13 protein-coding genes are annotated in these 14,949 nt (G+C 77.0%); 10 read left to right on the top strand and 3 right to left on the bottom strand.

Annotated features, from left to right (window positions below; all coding sequences use genetic code 11):
* The first annotated feature begins 8 nt into the window (after nt 1-8).
* The 8 genes from ACFVFS_RS24650 to ACFVFS_RS24615 are packed head-to-tail and all read left to right on the top strand — an operon-like array spanning nt 9 to nt 10,487.
* Nucleotides 9-851 carry a DUF6895 family protein gene (locus tag ACFVFS_RS24650; RefSeq protein ID WP_380626853.1) on the top strand — a complete coding sequence of 281 codons (843 nt, stop codon included), beginning with the start codon at nt 9-11 and terminating at the stop codon, nt 849-851.
* 41 nt (nt 852-892) lie between these two features.
* A complete protein-coding gene (locus tag ACFVFS_RS24645) occupies nt 893-2,086 on the top strand; it encodes a radical SAM protein (RefSeq protein ID WP_380626897.1) in 1,194 nt (397 codons plus the stop codon).
* Nucleotides 2,083-3,096 (top strand): DUF6895 family protein, encoded by a 1,014-nt coding sequence (locus ACFVFS_RS24640; RefSeq protein WP_380626852.1) that lies wholly within the window; start codon nt 2,083-2,085, stop codon nt 3,094-3,096. The genes ACFVFS_RS24645 and ACFVFS_RS24640 overlap by 4 nt, the downstream gene beginning before the upstream one ends.
* Nucleotides 3,093-4,604: an MFS transporter gene (locus ACFVFS_RS24635; RefSeq protein ID WP_380626851.1), complete on the top strand. Its 1,512-nt coding sequence runs from the start codon at nt 3,093-3,095 to the stop codon at nt 4,602-4,604. Before ACFVFS_RS24640 ends, ACFVFS_RS24635 begins: the two co-directional genes overlap by 4 nt.
* On the top strand, nt 4,601-7,942 hold the full coding sequence (locus tag ACFVFS_RS24630) for an AAA family ATPase (RefSeq protein ID WP_380626850.1): 3,342 nt from the start codon (nt 4,601-4,603) through the stop codon (nt 7,940-7,942). Before ACFVFS_RS24635 ends, ACFVFS_RS24630 begins: the two co-directional genes overlap by 4 nt.
* Entirely contained in the window at nt 7,939-8,823 is an 885-nt protein-coding gene (locus tag ACFVFS_RS24625) for a S8 family serine peptidase (protein ID WP_380626849.1), read from the top strand. Before ACFVFS_RS24630 ends, ACFVFS_RS24625 begins: the two co-directional genes overlap by 4 nt.
* Nucleotides 8,813-9,478, top strand: a complete 666-nt coding sequence (locus ACFVFS_RS24620; RefSeq protein ID WP_380626848.1) for a GAF domain-containing protein — start codon at nt 8,813-8,815, stop codon at nt 9,476-9,478. Before ACFVFS_RS24625 ends, ACFVFS_RS24620 begins: the two co-directional genes overlap by 11 nt.
* Complete coding sequence (locus ACFVFS_RS24615) at nt 9,471-10,487, top strand: RimK family alpha-L-glutamate ligase (protein WP_380626847.1); 1,017 nt, start codon at nt 9,471-9,473, stop codon at nt 10,485-10,487. Before ACFVFS_RS24620 ends, ACFVFS_RS24615 begins: the two co-directional genes overlap by 8 nt.
* Before the next feature lie 353 nt (nt 10,488-10,840).
* On the opposite strand, the gene ACFVFS_RS24610 is transcribed toward ACFVFS_RS24615, so the two are convergent.
* The 3 genes from ACFVFS_RS24610 to ACFVFS_RS24600 form a co-directional block, all read right to left on the bottom strand.
* Complete coding sequence (locus ACFVFS_RS24610; protein ID WP_380626846.1) at nt 10,841-11,257, bottom strand: hypothetical protein; 417 nt, start codon at nt 11,255-11,257, stop codon at nt 10,841-10,843.
* A gap of 262 nt (nt 11,258-11,519) precedes the next feature.
* Nucleotides 11,520-12,308 (bottom strand): SDR family NAD(P)-dependent oxidoreductase, encoded by a 789-nt coding sequence (locus ACFVFS_RS24605; RefSeq protein WP_380626845.1) that lies wholly within the window; start codon nt 12,306-12,308, stop codon nt 11,520-11,522.
* A gap of 33 nt (nt 12,309-12,341) precedes the next feature.
* On the bottom strand, nt 12,342-12,995 hold the full coding sequence (locus ACFVFS_RS24600; RefSeq protein WP_380626844.1) for a TetR family transcriptional regulator: 654 nt from the start codon (nt 12,993-12,995) through the stop codon (nt 12,342-12,344).
* A gap of 156 nt (nt 12,996-13,151) precedes the next feature.
* Here ACFVFS_RS24600 and ACFVFS_RS24595 point away from each other — a divergent pair, with 156 nt between their 5' ends.
* The gene (locus tag ACFVFS_RS24595; RefSeq protein ID WP_380626843.1) at nt 13,152-14,360 is read left to right on the top strand and encodes an MFS transporter; all 1,209 of its coding nucleotides are present in this window, start codon (nt 13,152-13,154) and stop codon (nt 14,358-14,360) included.
* 158 nt (nt 14,361-14,518) lie between these two features.
* Nucleotides 14,519-14,949, top strand: a 431-nt coding sequence (locus ACFVFS_RS24590) for a hypothetical protein (protein WP_380626842.1), incomplete at its 3' end; no start/stop codon positions are given.

Below are 14,949 nucleotides of genomic sequence, written 5' to 3'. Positions count from 1 at the left end.
CGGGCCGGGTGGAGCTGCCGGTGACCCCCCGGGTCAAGGCGCTGCTGCAACTCGCCCTGCTGCACCGCGCCTGGGCGAAGGCCGACCCGGAGGACCCGGACCTGGCCGGGGTCGCCGCGACCGTCGACCAGGTCTGGCGCAGCCCCGACCACCCGCGGCTGCTCACCGCCGATCCGCGCTACGCCCGGCAGTTCCAGCTGATGTACGGGGCGCTCGCCCCCGCCGGCCTGCCCGCCGACGGCCCGCACCGGGCGGCCCTCGCCGAGGCGGTGGCGGGCGACCTCCTGACCCCGCGCCGCAAGTCGCCCTTCCTGCAGCTGGAGACCCGCTACTACGCCGAACTGGCCGGTGTGCCGCACCGGCTGGCCGACTACCCGGAGCTGTACCGGATCAGCCGGCTGGCCGCGCACGGCGACGACCGGCCGCTCGCCGACCTGGACGTCTGCAATGTGACCCACACCGTCTTCCACCTCGCCGACTTCGGCTTCCGCGACCCCGGCCTGGACGAGGCCGGCCGCGCACACGCCCGCGACCGGGTCCAGCGCCTCACCGAGGAGAGCGTCCGCGCCGGCACGTGGGACCTCACCGGCAAACTGCTGCTCGCCCAGCACTGCCTGGGCCTCGACCCGCTGAGCACCCCGTCCGGCGCGGCCGGCCTGCGGATGCTCGCCGAGGTCCAGTCGCCCGACGGCGCCGTCCCCGGCCGCTCCGCCGGCGACCGGGCGCCCGCCGGGGCGAACGCCGTCGAGTTCTTCCGGGTGTCCTACCAGTCCACCCTGGTGGTGGCGCTGGCGACCGTCGTCCTGCTGCACCGCCGGCCGGCGGTCCCCGCGCTGGGAGGTGCCCGGTGAGCCCGCTGACCCCGGTGAGCCCGGTGAGCCCGGCGACCCCGGTGAGCCCGGCGCCGACCGCCGCCGGGAGCGGCGCCCGCCTGCTGCGCGGCGAGCGCAACTGGTGGTTCCTCGGCCCCGGCGGCGGCCTCGCCCGGCTGCGCCCCGGCCAGCTGGCCGAGGACGGCACGCTGCGCCCCGGCACCGAGCAGCGGCTGCGCGAGCAGGGCCTGCTGACCGCCCCGGTCCCGCACAGCTACGCGCTGACCGTCCTCACCAGCACCCACTGCAACCTCGGCTGCGGCTACTGCTTCCAGAACACCGGCCAGGACGGCGACGGCGGCAGCCGCCCACCCCGGATCGCCCGCACCCGGCTGACCTCGCGGACCATCACCGACATCCTCGACTTCACCGACCGGCGGATGGCCGAGGCCGGACTGGAGAAGCTGCGCATCCTGCTGTTCGGCGGCGAGCCCCTGCTCAACCCGCGCGGCTGCCTGGAGCTCCTCGAACGGGCGGCCGACCACGGCCTCGCCTCCGCCTGGATGATCTCCAACGCCACCCTGCTCACCCCCGCGCTGGCCGGCGGCCTCGCCGAGCGCGGACTGCGCTCCGTCCAGGTCACCTTCGACGGGGACCGCCCCGACCACGACCGGATCCGGATCCGCCGCACCGAGGGCGGCGGCACCTTCGACACCATCGTCGGCAACCTCGCCCGCGCCTCCGAGGCCTCCCCGCTGCGCTGGCTGCTGCGGGTGAACGTCTCCCAGGAGACCTACCGGGGCGTGGACGCGCTGATCGACCGGCTCGCCGGAAGCCTCGACCCGGCCCGCTGCACCCTGTACGTCGCCCAGGTCGGCGACGTGGGCGTCGGCTACGGCAACGACCTGCGGCACACCCGCGAGCTGTCGGAGCGGTTCACCCGCTGGCAGCGCCGCGCGATCGAGGCCGGCTTCACCGTCACCCGCCCGCAGGCCCACCGCCCGTGCGCCACCTGCGGCCACGGCGACGGCCGCTACGGCGCCGTGGTGAGCGCGGACGGCACGCTGGCCAGCTGCTGGGAGACGGCGGGCAAGCCGGACTGGGAGGTCGGCACCGTCACCGGCGGCTACCTGCCCGCCGCCCGCACCCGGGACCGCTGGGTCGGCTGCGAGGACCTCTACCGGCGCGAGGAGGACCGGCGCACCCTCGCCGACTTCCGCGACACGGTGGACGCCGCGCTGCTCGACTACCTGGACGAGACGGGGCGCCTGTGACCACCGCACCCGGCCTCGGCATCGGCGGCGACCTGCGGCGCCTCTCCGACGGCACGCTCGGCTGGCTCGTGCGCCACCTCGACCACTTCGACCCCTTCGCGCCGGGCCGCCCGGCGCCGGGCCCGGCCGAGCGCGAGCCCGGCGGCGCGCACCGCCCGGCCAAGGCCGCGCTGGAACTCGCCCTGCTCACCCACTGCTGGACCCGCCTCGACGCCGGCACGGACCCGCGCCGCGCCGAGGCGACCGCCCGGGTCCGTTCGGTCTGGCGGCACCCCGGCTTCCCGCGCCTGCTCACCGCCGACCCGCGCGCCGCCGTCCAGTACCGGCTCGTCTGCGCCGCCCTGGCGCCCACCGGGACGGACGACGCGCCCTTCCGGGCCGAACTCGCCCGGCTCACCCCGGCCGACCTCTCCCCGGCCGGGCGCTCGCCCTACCAGCGGCTGGAACTGCGGTACTACGCGGACAAGGCCGGGGTGGCGCACTCCGTCGAGCCCTACGCGGACCTCGCCGACCGCAACGTCCTGGTCGAACTCCCCGCCACCGCCCTCGCCCGCGCGGCGCGCCGCGACCGCCCCCGCGGAGCCGCCGCCCGCCCCGACGAGCCGCCCGTCACCGTCCCCGAGGCCTACGCGCTCACCCACTCCAGCTTCTACCTCAGCGACTTCGCCCGCACCGGCCCCGGCCTGCCCCCCGGCGCGGTGGCCGACGCGGCGGCCCTGGTCGCCCGGCTGCTCGACCACTGCGTGCGGCACGACTGGTGGGACCTCGCCGCCGAACTCGTGATGACCCAGGTCTGCCTCGGCCTGGACGCCCCGGGCACGCCCGAGGGGGCCGCCGCCGTCGACTGCCTGGCCCGTGCCCAGCGCCCCGACGGCTCCGTCCCCGGACGCTCCGCCGCCACCCGGGCGAGCGCCGCCGACCCGCCCGCCGGGTACTTCGCCAAGGCGTACCACACCACCCTGGTGACCGCCCTGATGACGCTGCTGCTCGGAGCGGCGGGTGCCGCATGAGCGCCCTCGGCGGGCTCCGGCCGACCCTCATCAGCCCCACCTACACCCGCCTCTGGTTCGGCCAGGCGGTCTCCTCGGTCGGCGACGCGGTGTTCAGCACCACGCTCGTCCTGTGGGTGGCCACCGTGCTCGCCGAGGGCAGGTCCTGGGGGCCGCAGGCGGTCAGCGGCGTCGTCCTCGCGACCAGCGTGGCCGTGATGGCCGTCGGCCCGCTCGCGGGCGTCTTCGTCGACCGCTGGGACAAGCGCGCCACCATGCTCGGCACCGAGGTGCTGCGCGGCGTCCTGGTGGCGGCGCTGACCGCCGTCGCCTTCGTCCCGGTCGAGGACCTGCCGGCGGGCGTCTGGCTCGGCCTCATCTACGCGACGGTGCTGGCGCTCAACGCGGCCAGCCAGTTCTTCACCCCGGCCCGGTTCGCGGTCATCGCGGACCTGGTCACCGACGAGGCCGACCGCGCCCGGGCGGCCGGCATCGCCCAGGCGACCGGCCAGACCGCCTGGATCATCGGACCGCCGCTCGCCGCGCCGCTGCTGTTCGCGGTCGGCCTGCAGTGGGCGCTGGCCTTCAACGCCCTCTCCTACCTGGTCTCCTACATCGCCATCAGGTCGGCGGACCTGACGCCCGTCACCACCGCCGGCGGCCCGGCCGGTGCTGCGGCCGGCGCCGCGAAGGCGCGCGGCAAGGCCGCTGCCGGAGCCGAACGGCAGGGCGTCTTCCGGGAGTTCGCCGCCGGGCTGCGCTTCTTCGGCCGCAACCGCTTCCTGGTCGCCCTGCTGCTGCTCACCGTGATCGGCCAGCTCGGCACGGGCGCGCTCAGCACCCTCAACATCTTCTTCGCCACCCGGAACCTGCACGCCTCCGCCGAGCTGTACGGCTACCTGGGCATGGCGATGGGCATCGGCGGGATCGCCGGCGCGCTCGCCGCCGGGCGGGTGGTGCAGTGGATCGGCGCCCGGCGGACCACCTGGATCGGGCTGATGGCGAGCGGCGCCCTGCTGGTGCTGTACTCGCGGCAGACCGGGTTCCCGGCGGCGGTGACCCTGCTGTTCGTCTTCATCGTGCCGATCACCATGCTGAACACCGCCATGGCGCCGCTGCTGCTGGCCGCGACGCCGCAGGAGTTCCGCGGCCGGGTGGTCTCGGTGTTCTACCCGGTCACCCGGCTCGCCGCGATGCTGACGGCGGTGCTGTCCGGCTGGCTCGCGGGCAGCGGGCTGCGGGGCTTCTCGGGCTCGGTGGCCGGGCTGCGGTTCGGGCCGATCGACACCATCCTCGCGGTGTCCGGGCTCCTCGTGGTGCTCGCCGGCGTCTACGCCCGGCTCGCCCTGCCGGCCGCCGAGGCCGCCGGGGCGGCGAAGCCCGCCGGGCCCGCCGGGCCCGTCGCGGACACTGCCGATCCGTCCGCCGATCCGTCCGCCGAGCCGCCCGCCGATCCGGCCGCCGACCCGGCCGCCGACCCGTCCGGGACCGCCGAGCCGGCCGAACCCACCCTGGAGGGCCGGCCGTGAGCTGCGCCGCGTGCGGCCGCCGCACCGCCGAGGCGGACCGGTTCTGCGCCGGCTGCGGCGCGCCGCTCGCGGCCGCCGCCGAGCCGCCGGAGCCGCGGGAGTCGCGCCGCAAGGTGTCCATGCTCTTCCTCGACATCGTCGGCTCGACCACCCTCGCCGAACGCCTCGACCCCGAACCGCTGCGCCGCGTCATGGACCGCTACTTCGCCAGCTGCGGCGCCTGCATCGCCGAACACGGCGGCGTGGTCGAGAAGTTCATCGGGGACGCGATCCTCGCCGCGTTCGGCGCCACCGTCGCGCACGAGGACGACGCGCTGCGCGCCGTCCGCGCCGCCACCGGCGCGCTCGCCGCGCTGGCCGGCCTGACCGCCGAACTCTCCGCCGAGTACCAGGTGCGGCTGGAGGCCCGGGCCGGGATCTGCACCGGCAACGTCGTGGTGATCACCCGGCCCGGCGACGACTTCCGGGTCGTCGGCGACTCCGTCAACACCGCCGCCCGGCTCCAGACGGCCGCCCGGCCGGGCGAGGTGCTGGTCTGCGCGGACACCGCCGCCATGGTGCGGGCACGGGTCGGCATCGAGCCCGTGGAGCCGCTGGAGCTCAGGGGCAAGTCCCGCCCCGTGCCCGCCTGGCGGATCACCGACCCGGAGGCGGCGGCCGACCGGCCCGGCCCGCTCACCCCGTTCATCGGCCGCACCGAGGAGTTGGGGGAGCTCGCCCGCGGCTACCGGCAGGCCCGCGAGCGGCGGCAGGTCTGCCTGGCCACCGTCGTCGGCGCGCCCGGCATCGGCAAGTCGCGGCTGGTCCGCGAGTTCCTCGCCGGACTCCCGGACGGCGACGGCGGGCCGCTGGTGCTGACCGGCCGCTGCTCCGCCTACGGCCGGGGCATCACCTACCGGCCGCTCGCCGAGATGCTCGACTCGCTGCCCGGCGGCCGGCCCGCCCTCGCCCGCCTGCTCGCCGGTGCGGGCGCACAGCCGGACGGCGGCGACGACGCGCAGGCAGGCGACGGTGATGAGGTCGGCGAGCGGCCGGGCGGCGGAGCCGAGGCCGCCCGCACCCGGCGCCTGGTCGCCCGCACCCTCGCCGCCGTCGCCGAGTCCGCCCCCGCCCCGGACGGCCCGGGCGACGGTCCCGCCCCGGAACCGGTCGGCGTCGCGGACATCGCCTGGGCGGTGCGCCACCTCCTGACGGTGCTCGGCCGCTCCCGCCCGGTGGTCCTGGTCTGGGAGGACCTGCACTGGGCCGAGTCGACGCTGCTCGGACTCGTCGAGGAGATCGCCGGCTGGCTGCGCGAGGTCCCCGTCCTGCTGCTCTGCGTCGCCCGCCCCGAGCTGTACGAGCTGCGCCCGGGCTGGGGCACCGGCGCGCCCTGCGCCCTGACCGTCGACCTCGGGCCGATGACCGAGGACCAGACCGCCGCCCTGGTCGGCACCCTGGCCCTGCGCGGCGACGTCCACCCCCAGGACGACCGGGCCCACGACCACCGCGAGCTGACCGGCCGGGTCGTCACCCTGTGCGACGGCAACCCGCTCTTCGCCGAGCAGCTGATGGACGTCTTCGCCGAGACCGCCCCCGGCACCCAGGTGCCGCCCACCGTGCAGGCCCTGCTCGGCGCCCGCCTCGACCGGCTCCCCGCCACCGAACGCGGCCTGCTGGAACTCGCCGCCGTCGTCGGCCGCGAGTTCACCCGCGCCCAGCTGCGCGCGATGGCCGAGGCCGACGGCACCGCCCCGCCCGCCGCCGACGAGGCGACCGCCCTGCTCGCCCGCCGCCGGGTCTTCGAGCCCGGCCCGTCCGGCACCTACCGCTTCGCGCAGGCCCTGCTGCGCGACACCGCCTACGAGTTCACCCCGAAGACCCGCCGCGAGCGCTGGCACGACTTCCTCGCCGACCGGCTCTCCCGCGAGCGGCCGCCGGACCCGATGGCCGTCGCCTACCACGTCGAGGCCACCAGCCTGCTCCGCCGCCAACTGCGGCCCGGCGACCCCCGGTTGCCCGACCTGGCCGGACCGGCGGCCGGCACCCTGATCGCCGAGGGCATGCGCGCGCTGGCTCGCAAGGACCTTCCCGCCGCCGTCCAACTCCTCGAACGCGGACGCGCGTTGCTGCCCGCCGGGGACCCCCGGCACACCGCCCTCGCGCTGCACGTCTGCGACGCCGGGATCTGGCTGCAGGACGAGGCCCGTTGCCGGACCGCGCTCGCCGCCGCCGAGGCCGCGCTGCCCGACGACCCCCGCGCCGCGGCCACCCGGGCGATCCAGCGCGGCATCGTCGCCCTGCGGCTCGGCCTCGCCGCACCCGCCGAGGTCGCCGCCGACGCCCGGCACCTCACCGAGCGCCTGGAACGCGACCCGGACGACGACCTCAGCTGGTGCCGGCTGCACCAGCTGCACGCCCACCTCGACCTCGCCGCCGAGCGCACCGCCTCCGCCGAGACCTCCTTCCGCCTCGCGCTGGCCCGCGCCCGGGCCCTGGCCGACGGCTACGAGGAGGACCGACTGCTCTGCGCGGTCTGCGAGTTGGCCCAGTGGACGCCTACCCCGGTGGCCGCCTCGCTGGAGCTGTGCGACCTGCTCGGCCGGCGCTTCGCCGCCAACCGCTCGCTGCTGATCCCGGTGCTCGTCTCCCGCGCCCACCTGGAGGCGCTGGCCGGTGAGGTGCCCGCCGCCCGGCGCACTCTCGCCGAGGCGCTCACCTACTCGCACGACGTGCACGCCGACCTCGCGGACGCGGTGGTGCTGGACGCCGCGGGCTTCGTCGAGTCGCTGGCCGGCGCCCACGAGGCCGCCGAGGCCCGCTACCGGCAGAGCCTCGGCGTGCTGCGCGCCGCCGAGCACGTCCCGGACACCCGGACCACCGAGGTGGCGATCGCCCGCGAGCTGTTCGCCCAGGGCCGTACGGACGCCGCCGCGGCGGCCCTGGACCTGCTCGGCGGCGATCCGGTCGACGGCGCGGACGACGGCGCGGTCGGCAGCGCGGCCGACGGCACGGCCGTCGACCCGGCCGGCGCCGGCAACCCGCGCGCCCGGCTGGGTGCGGCCGCCCTGCGCGGCCGGATCGCCTCCGCCCGCGGCCGCCACGCCGAGGCGCTGGCCGCGGCCGAGGCGGCCCGGGCGCTGAGCGCCGGCTCCGACGACCCCTGCCTGGTGGGGGAGACGCTCCTCGACCGGGCCATGGTGCTCCGGGCGGCCGGCCAGGCCGAGCGGGCGACGGCTGAAGGGACCGAGGCGTTGCGGATGTTCGAGGCCAAGGGCGCCACGCTGCCCGCCGGACGGGTCCGCGCCTGGCTCGCCGCCGGCCCACCGAGGCAGGCCGACGGGGGTGACGGCCGATGACCGGCCTCCACCTCCCGCCCTGGCGCCGCCCCGCGCGCGACCACTTCCCGGGCGTGCCCGCCTGGAGCATGCCGGTCTCGACCGTGCCGCAGGAGCCCTTCGACGTCAGCCCGCTCGGCGGCCACCTCACCCAGGAGTGGGCCTGGGGCGGCGCGGACGGCTCCGGCGTGCGCGTGTGCGTGCTCGACAGCGGCGTCGACGCCGACCACCCGCTGGTCGGCGGCCTCGACCGGGCGATGGACGTGGTCCGGGCCGAGGACGGCACCCTCGCCGTCGTCCCCACCGAGCCCGCCGACACCGCCGGCCACGGCACCGCCTGCGCCAGCGTCATCCGCGCCGTCGCCCCCGGCGCCCTGCTCACCTCGGTGCGGGTGCTGGGCGGCGGCCGGCACGGCAGCGGCGCCGCCCTCCTTGCCGGGCTCACCTGGGCGATCGAGGAGGGCTACGACGTCATCAACCTGAGCCTGTCCACGACCAAGGCGGAGTTCTGCGACGCCCTGCGGGACCTCGCCGACTCCGCCTACTTCCGCCGCTGCGTCATCGTCGCCTCCGCGCACAACATGCCGGTGCGCAGCTACCCGTGGCCGTTCGCCTCGGTGATCTCGGTGGCCAGCCACGACAGCCCCAACCCGATGACCTACTACTACAACCCGTCACCGCCGGTCGAGTTCTACGCCCGCGGCGTGCGGGTGCCGGTGGCCGGCCCCGGCGGCCGGCAGCTGCTCAGTACCGGGAACAGCTTCGCGACCCCGCACATCGCGGGCATCTGCGCGCTCATTCTCAGCAAGCACCGCTCGCTCACCCCCTTCCAGCTCAAGTCCGTCCTCTACCTGGCCGCTGAGAACGTAGCCGTACCCGATGGAGGTGCGCGTGTCGACTGACCCGTTGGAGAGTGCCGAGCTGCACCGGCGCAGACTGCTCCAGTCGATCGTGGAGGTCGCGCGCAGCGTGTTCGGCGCCGCCGCGGCCTCCGTGCTGCTGGTCGACGAGACCGACGGCGCCCTCGTGTTCGAGGCCGTCGCGGGGGAGGGCGAGCACCACCTGCTGGGCACCCGCTTCCCGGCCGGCACCGGCATCGCCGGCTGGGCGCTGCTGACGGGCCAGCCGGTGGTGGTGGACGACGTGGCGCAGAGCCCGCAGTTCGCCCGCTCGGCCGCCGAGTCCACCGGCTACGTGCCGCGCGGCATCATGGCCGCGCCGCTGATCTGCGACGGCGACTGCATCGGTGTGCTGTCGGTGCTGGACCGCGACAGCCGGCCGCGCTGCGACCTGGGCGACATGGCCTCGCTCGGGCTGCTGGCCACCGAGATGGCGACGGTGCTGGAGCTGCTCCTGCTGCTGCGCCCGGCCGTGCCGGAGCCGGTGCCCGCGAAGCCGGCGGCCTTCGACCTGGCGGTGCTGCAGCGTGTCGCCGACCGTCTGCCCTCCGCCCCCGAGCAGGTGGCGGCCACCGTCACCAAGCTGCTGGCGATGGCCGACGACCTGCTCGCCACCGCCGGCGCCGCTGCGGACGCCGGCGCCGAAGCCGATGCCTGACGTCCCGTCCTTCCTCGCCCAACTCGACGACCCTGCCCTGGTGTTCGACGTGCGCCCGGTGCCGGACCCCTGTGTGCTGCTGCTCAGCCGCGCCTGCGACACCGATCTCGACCCGGTCGTGCGGCTGCTCGCCGGGGCGGGCATCCGCACCGCCCGCCTGAACGCCGAGGAGCTCGCCGCGACCTCCCTCACCCTCGGCGCCGACGGCCGCGCGGTGCGGCTGAACGGGCGCCCGCTGACCCCCACCGTCACCTGGATCCGGCACTTCGCCCCCTCCGCCGCCACGGCGGACGCCCCCGACCCGGCCCGGAGCGCCTTCCTGCGGGACTCCTGGCGGAGGGCGGCCGACGAGTTGGCGGCGCTCTCCGGCACGGCGATCCGCTCCGACCGCCCCGGGCCGCTCTCCCAGCTCCGGCTGGCCCGGCGGTGCGGCGTCGCGGTCCCGCACACCGTGCTGACCACCGACCCGCACCTCGTGCGCGAGGCGTTCGAGGGGCCGCGGGTGGTCGTCAAGGCGGCCCACCACCACTTCGTCGAGCCGGTGCCGGGCCGGCTGCACGGGATCTTCCCCACCGTCCTCGACCGCGCGGACCTGTCCGGGGGCCCGCGCCCCGGCCCGCCGGTGCTCGTGCAGGAGTACGTGGAGCACGAGGCCGAGCTGCGGGTGTACTTCGTCGCCGGGCGGCTGCACGCCTTCGAGGTCGGCAAGGCGGACCCCGCCGACCCCTGGGCCGCCCCCGAGCGGTTGGAGGTCCGACCGCTGCCCTCGCCCCCGCCGCGGGTCGCCGCCGCGACCCGCGCGCTGGCCGGGGCGATGGACCTGCGCTACGGGGCGTTCGACTTCCTGCTCAGCGCCGGGCGGCCGGTCTTCCTGGAGGTCAACCCCGACGGCGACTGGCGCTGGGCCGAGCGCCGCACCGGCGGCACCCCGGTGACGGCCGCCGTGGCCGCGATGCTCGCCGACCTCCACCGCGCGGCGGCCCGGGACCTGCGCGGCGGCGGCGGGTAGCTACCGCCGTTCCGCGGGTGTCGGGGGCGGCGGACGGGGTAGCCGCGTGCGGGAACGGAGCCGCAGACCGAGAGGAGCGACCCGCCGTGGGAACGCCGCCGAACGACCCCGTGCCGCCCAGCCCCACCCCTGCCCCCGGTCCGGGACCTGGCCCCGGACCGGGACCGCTGCCCGGACCGGTGCCCGGCCCCGGCGGGCCGGACCCGGTGCCGCCGGGACCGCCGCCGCTGCAGCCCGATCCACCGCCCCCGCCCGGGCCCCGGCCGGAGCCGCGCCCGGGGCCGGGACCGCTGCCGGGCCCTGGACCGGTCCCCGCGCCGGTCACCCGCGGGGAGGCCGGCCGCCCCGGTCGGTCATGCCGGTCCGGTCGCCCCGCCGCCCTGCCGGGACAGGCGGCGCGCACCCGGGGATCGTCCAGCGGCTCGGCCGCCGGGGCGCTCATCACGATCGACCCGGTCTCCAGGACGTAGCCGCGGTCGGCGGGCCTGAGCGCCCGGGCGGCGTTCTGCTCGACGAGCAGGACGGTCGCCATGGCCGTTGATCTCCCGGACGACGGCGAAGATCTGCGTGACGATCGGCGGGGCCAGGCCCGTCGACGGCTCGTGGAGCAGCTGCTGGTCGCCGCCGGAGGGGGTGCCGGCCTCCTGGCCGAGGCGCTCGGCCGGCACCGGGAACAGGAGGTGGACCCGGTCGAGGTCCTCCCGAGGGGCGCGCCGGAGGGGGTGGGCGCCGATGTCGATGTTCTCCCGGACGGTCATCGCGGGGAACACGCGCCGCCCCTCGGGCACGTGCCCGATCCCCCGGCCGCCCACCCGGACGCCCCGGAAGCGGATCCCGCCCCGCCCGGGTGCCGACAGGGTGACCACCTCGCCCTCGCGGACCGGCAGGTCGACGTCCTTCGGCGCCTCGACCGCGCCGTGGGAGACGGCAGACCATCTGGGGCCGTTCGGGATCCGCCCGTGCGCGGCCCTGCCCGTGCCGGCCGCCGTGCGGCACGGCAGCCGGCACGGCGGCCGGCACGGGCGTCCCCGGTCAGCGGGCCGCGTAGGCGCCGTCGACCAGGTGGTAGCTGCCGTGGATGAAGGAGGCCCGGTCCGACAGCAGGAAGGCGGTCAGCTCGGCGACCTCCTCGGCGCGGCCGAGCCGGCCGGCAGGGTGCAGCGCGACCAGGGCGGCGCGGGCGGCCTCGTCGGCCTGGGCGAGCAGCGGGGTGTCGATGAAGCCCGGGCCGACCGCGTTGATCCGCACGCCCTGCGCGGCGTACTCCAGCGCGGCCGTCTTGGTCAGGCCGACGACGCCGTGCTTCGCGGCGGCGTACGCGGGCGAGCCGGCGAAGCCGTTGGTGCCCAGGATCGAGGCCATGTTGACCACCGCGCCGCCGCCGGCCGCGAGGATGGCCGGGATCTCGTGGCGCAGCGAGTAGAAGACGCCGTCCAGGTTGGTGGCCAGCACCCGGCGCCAGTCCTGCGGGTCGTAGGCGCCGGTCGGCGCGGTCGCGCCCGCGATGCCGGCGTTGTTGACGGCCAGGTGCAGGGCGCCGAGGCCGGCGGTGGTGGCCTCGACGGCGGCGCGCACCGACTCGGGGTCGGTCACGTCCACCTCGACGGCCAGCGCCCGCGCGCCCTCGGCCTCCAGCGCGGCGACGGCCTCGCGGGCACCCCCGGCGTCGTGGTCCGCGACGGCGACGGCCGCGCCGCCGGCGGCCAGCCGCCGGGCCACGGCGAGTCCGATGCCGGAGGCGCCGCCGGTGACCAGCGCGACGCGCCCGGTGAACTCCTGCGGGTGGGCCGTGCCGGTCGTGTCGGTGGTGGTGGGGGTCATGGTGGTGCTCCTTCGGTGCGGGGGTGGTGCTGCTCAGGCCGCCGGGCCGTCCGGGGGCGGCTCGGCGGCGAGCGTCGCGAAGGCCTGTTCCAGTAGGGCGGGCAGTCCGGACGTCCCGTCGTCCGGCGCCGGGTGGCGGACCCAGGCACGGGCGGTGGCCTGGAGGGCCGCGACCCCGAGCCCGATCGCCACGGCCGGCCGCAGGTCGCGCTCGGCGTCCAGGCCCAGCCGTTCGGCGGCGATCCGGATGGACGCCTCCTCGGCGTCGACGCAGATCCGCCGGTAGGCGGCGGTCAGCGAGGGCTCGCGGGCGATCAGTGCGAACAGCTCGCGCATGTCCGGGCGCCGGTGCCAGGCCGGTTCATCCTCGTCCCGCAGCCAGCCGCGCAGGGCCGCCCGGTAGGCGGTCAGCGGGTTCTCGTCCGCGGGGCGGGCGGCCAGCGCCGCGTTGATCCGGTCGAAGTCCGCCCGCAGGCAGTCCAGCACGGCGTCCTCCCGCGAGGGGAAGTACCGGCTGAACGTACGCCGGGAGACGTCGGCCAGCTCGGTGACGTCCTCCACCGCGACCGCTGCCAGGCCCCGGTCCAGGACCAGCCGCAGCGCGGCGCCCGCCAGCGACTCCCGGGTGCGCCGGGCCTTGCGTCCGCGCCGCCCCTCGGGGGCCGCCTCGTCCTTCTCGATGCTCACGGTCCCCACCGTACACCCGGAAATGTCCCGGCGGGACAGAAGTCCCGGCGAGACATTTTCGGCCCCGTCGTCCGGCAGGGAGCAGGGGGAGGCCATTCGGCGCAGCCCGCCGCCGCCGACCCGCCCCGGGCCCGCCGGGGCGCCTACCGTGGGCTGATGACCGATCGTCCGACCGAGCGGCCACCCGCCGCACGCCACCCGGGCTACCTCGGGGCCGCCGCGGCCTTCGCCGTCTGCATGGCGGGCACCACCCTGCCCACGCCGCTCTACGGCCTGTACCAGGAGGAGATCGGCTTCTCCGAACTGATGGTCACGGTCGTGTTCGCGATCTACGCCTTCGGGGTCATCGGCGTCCTGCTGCTCGTCGGCAACGTCTCCGACTCCGTCGGGCGCCGACCCGTGCTGCTCTGCGGACTGGCCTTCGCGGCGGGCAGCGCCGTCGCCTTCCTCGCCGAGGGCGGCCTGCCGATGCTCTGCCTGGGCCGACTGCTCTCCGGGTTCTCGGCCGGCCTGTTCACCGGCACCGCCACCGCCTACGTGCTGGAACTCGCCCCGCCCGGCCGCCGCGGCCGGGCCGCGTTCGCCGCGACCGCCGCCAACATGGGCGGCCTCGGCTGCGGGCCGCTGCTGTCGGGCGTGCTCGCCGAGTACGCCCCGTACCCGCTGATCCTGCCGTTCGCCGTGCACCTGGTGCTGCTCGCCGCCTCGTTCGCCGTCCTCTGGTCGCTGCCGGAGACCGTCGCGGGCGCCCGTCCGCTGCGCACCGCCCGCCCGCGCCGGCCGTCGCTGCCGCCGCAGGTCCGCGGGGTCTTCGTCCCGGCCGGCCTCGCCGCCTTCGCGGGCTTCTCGCTGCTGGGCGTCTTCACCTCGGTCAGCCCCGCCTTCCTCGCCGAGGGCCTGGGCGTCCACAACCGCGCGGTCACCGGCCTCGTCGTCTTCACGGCCTTCCTCGGCTCGACCCTCGGCCAGCTCCTGGTGCCCCGGCTGGGCACCGCGCGGGCGATTCCGCTGGGCTGCCTGGTGCTCATCGCGGGGCTCGCCCTGCTGGCCTCCTCGCTCGCCTGGACCGTCCTGGCGCCGCTGGTCCTCGCCGCCCTGGTGGGCGGCGCCGGCCAGGGCATGGGCCTGCGCGGCGCGGTCGGCGAGATCGCCGCCGCCGCTCCCGCCGAACACCGCGGCGGCGCGCTCTCCGCGCTCTTCGTCGTCGCCTACTTCGGCATCTCGATCCCCGTCATCGGCGTCGGCGTGCTCGCCGAACCGCTCGGCCTGTCCGAGGCGGGCCTGGTCTTCACCGCCTGCATGGCCGTGCTCGCCGCCGCCTCGGGCCTCTACCTGCTGCGCCGGGCCGGGCTCTCGGCCGCCTGAGCGGGGCGGGTCGCGGACAGGTGCGGGGGAGCGCCGGCGGGTGGTGCGGCGCCCGGATTCGAAGGACGTCGAAGGGCTTTGCCTGGAGGGTTCGCGGGCCGCGAGACTCTTCGAGGCAACAGGCCACCTGGAGAAACGACTTGAGGAGAGTGTCCGTCATGAGGATCGCACGTTCCCTCGTTCCCCGCGCGGGCGTCGCGCTGGGCGCCGTGCTGATGGCCACCGGGCTGCTGGGCGGTCCGGCGTTCGCCGCCGACGGCGCCCCGGCGGCGAGTCCCACCGTGACGGTGCCCGCCGCGGTGGCGGCCGGCGCCCCCGCGGCCGTGGCGGCGCCGGCCTCGGACGCGAACCAGACCGTCATCCAGGCCACCGCCGGCCTGACCCGCGGCCAGAGCTGGTCCTCGCCCGACGGCAGCACCGTGCTGTACCAGCAGTACGACGGGCACGTGGTCCTGTACAAGAACGGCGTCGCGGTCTGGACCGCCGTGGGCACCTACGGGGTGGGCACGTACTTCTACGTCCAGGACGACGGCAACCTGACCGCCTACGACGCCGCCTGGCGTCCGCTGTGGGAGAGCCGCACGGGCCG

The sequence above is a fragment of the Kitasatospora sp. NPDC057692 genome (assembly GCF_042799475.1).
GTDB lineage: Bacteria > Actinomycetota > Actinomycetes > Streptomycetales > Streptomycetaceae > Kitasatospora.
Note: the sequence above shows the minus strand (reverse complement) of the source record. Positions and strands in the feature narration are given on the sequence as shown.

Coding starts and splice junctions, on each gene's coding strand:
- ACFVFS_RS24595 (WP_380626843.1), top strand. CDS start 13,152: ATGACCGATCGTCCGACCGAGCGGCCACCCGCCGCACGCCACCCGGGC.
- ACFVFS_RS24615 (WP_380626847.1), top strand. CDS start 9,471: ATGCCTGACGTCCCGTCCTTCCTCGCCCAACTCGACGACCCTGCCCTG.
- ACFVFS_RS24625 (WP_380626849.1), top strand. CDS start 7,939: ATGACCGGCCTCCACCTCCCGCCCTGGCGCCGCCCCGCGCGCGACCAC.
- ACFVFS_RS24635 (WP_380626851.1), top strand. CDS start 3,093: ATGAGCGCCCTCGGCGGGCTCCGGCCGACCCTCATCAGCCCCACCTAC.
- ACFVFS_RS24605 (WP_380626845.1), bottom strand. CDS start 12,308: ATGACCCCCACCACCACCGACACGACCGGCACGGCCCACCCGCAGGAG.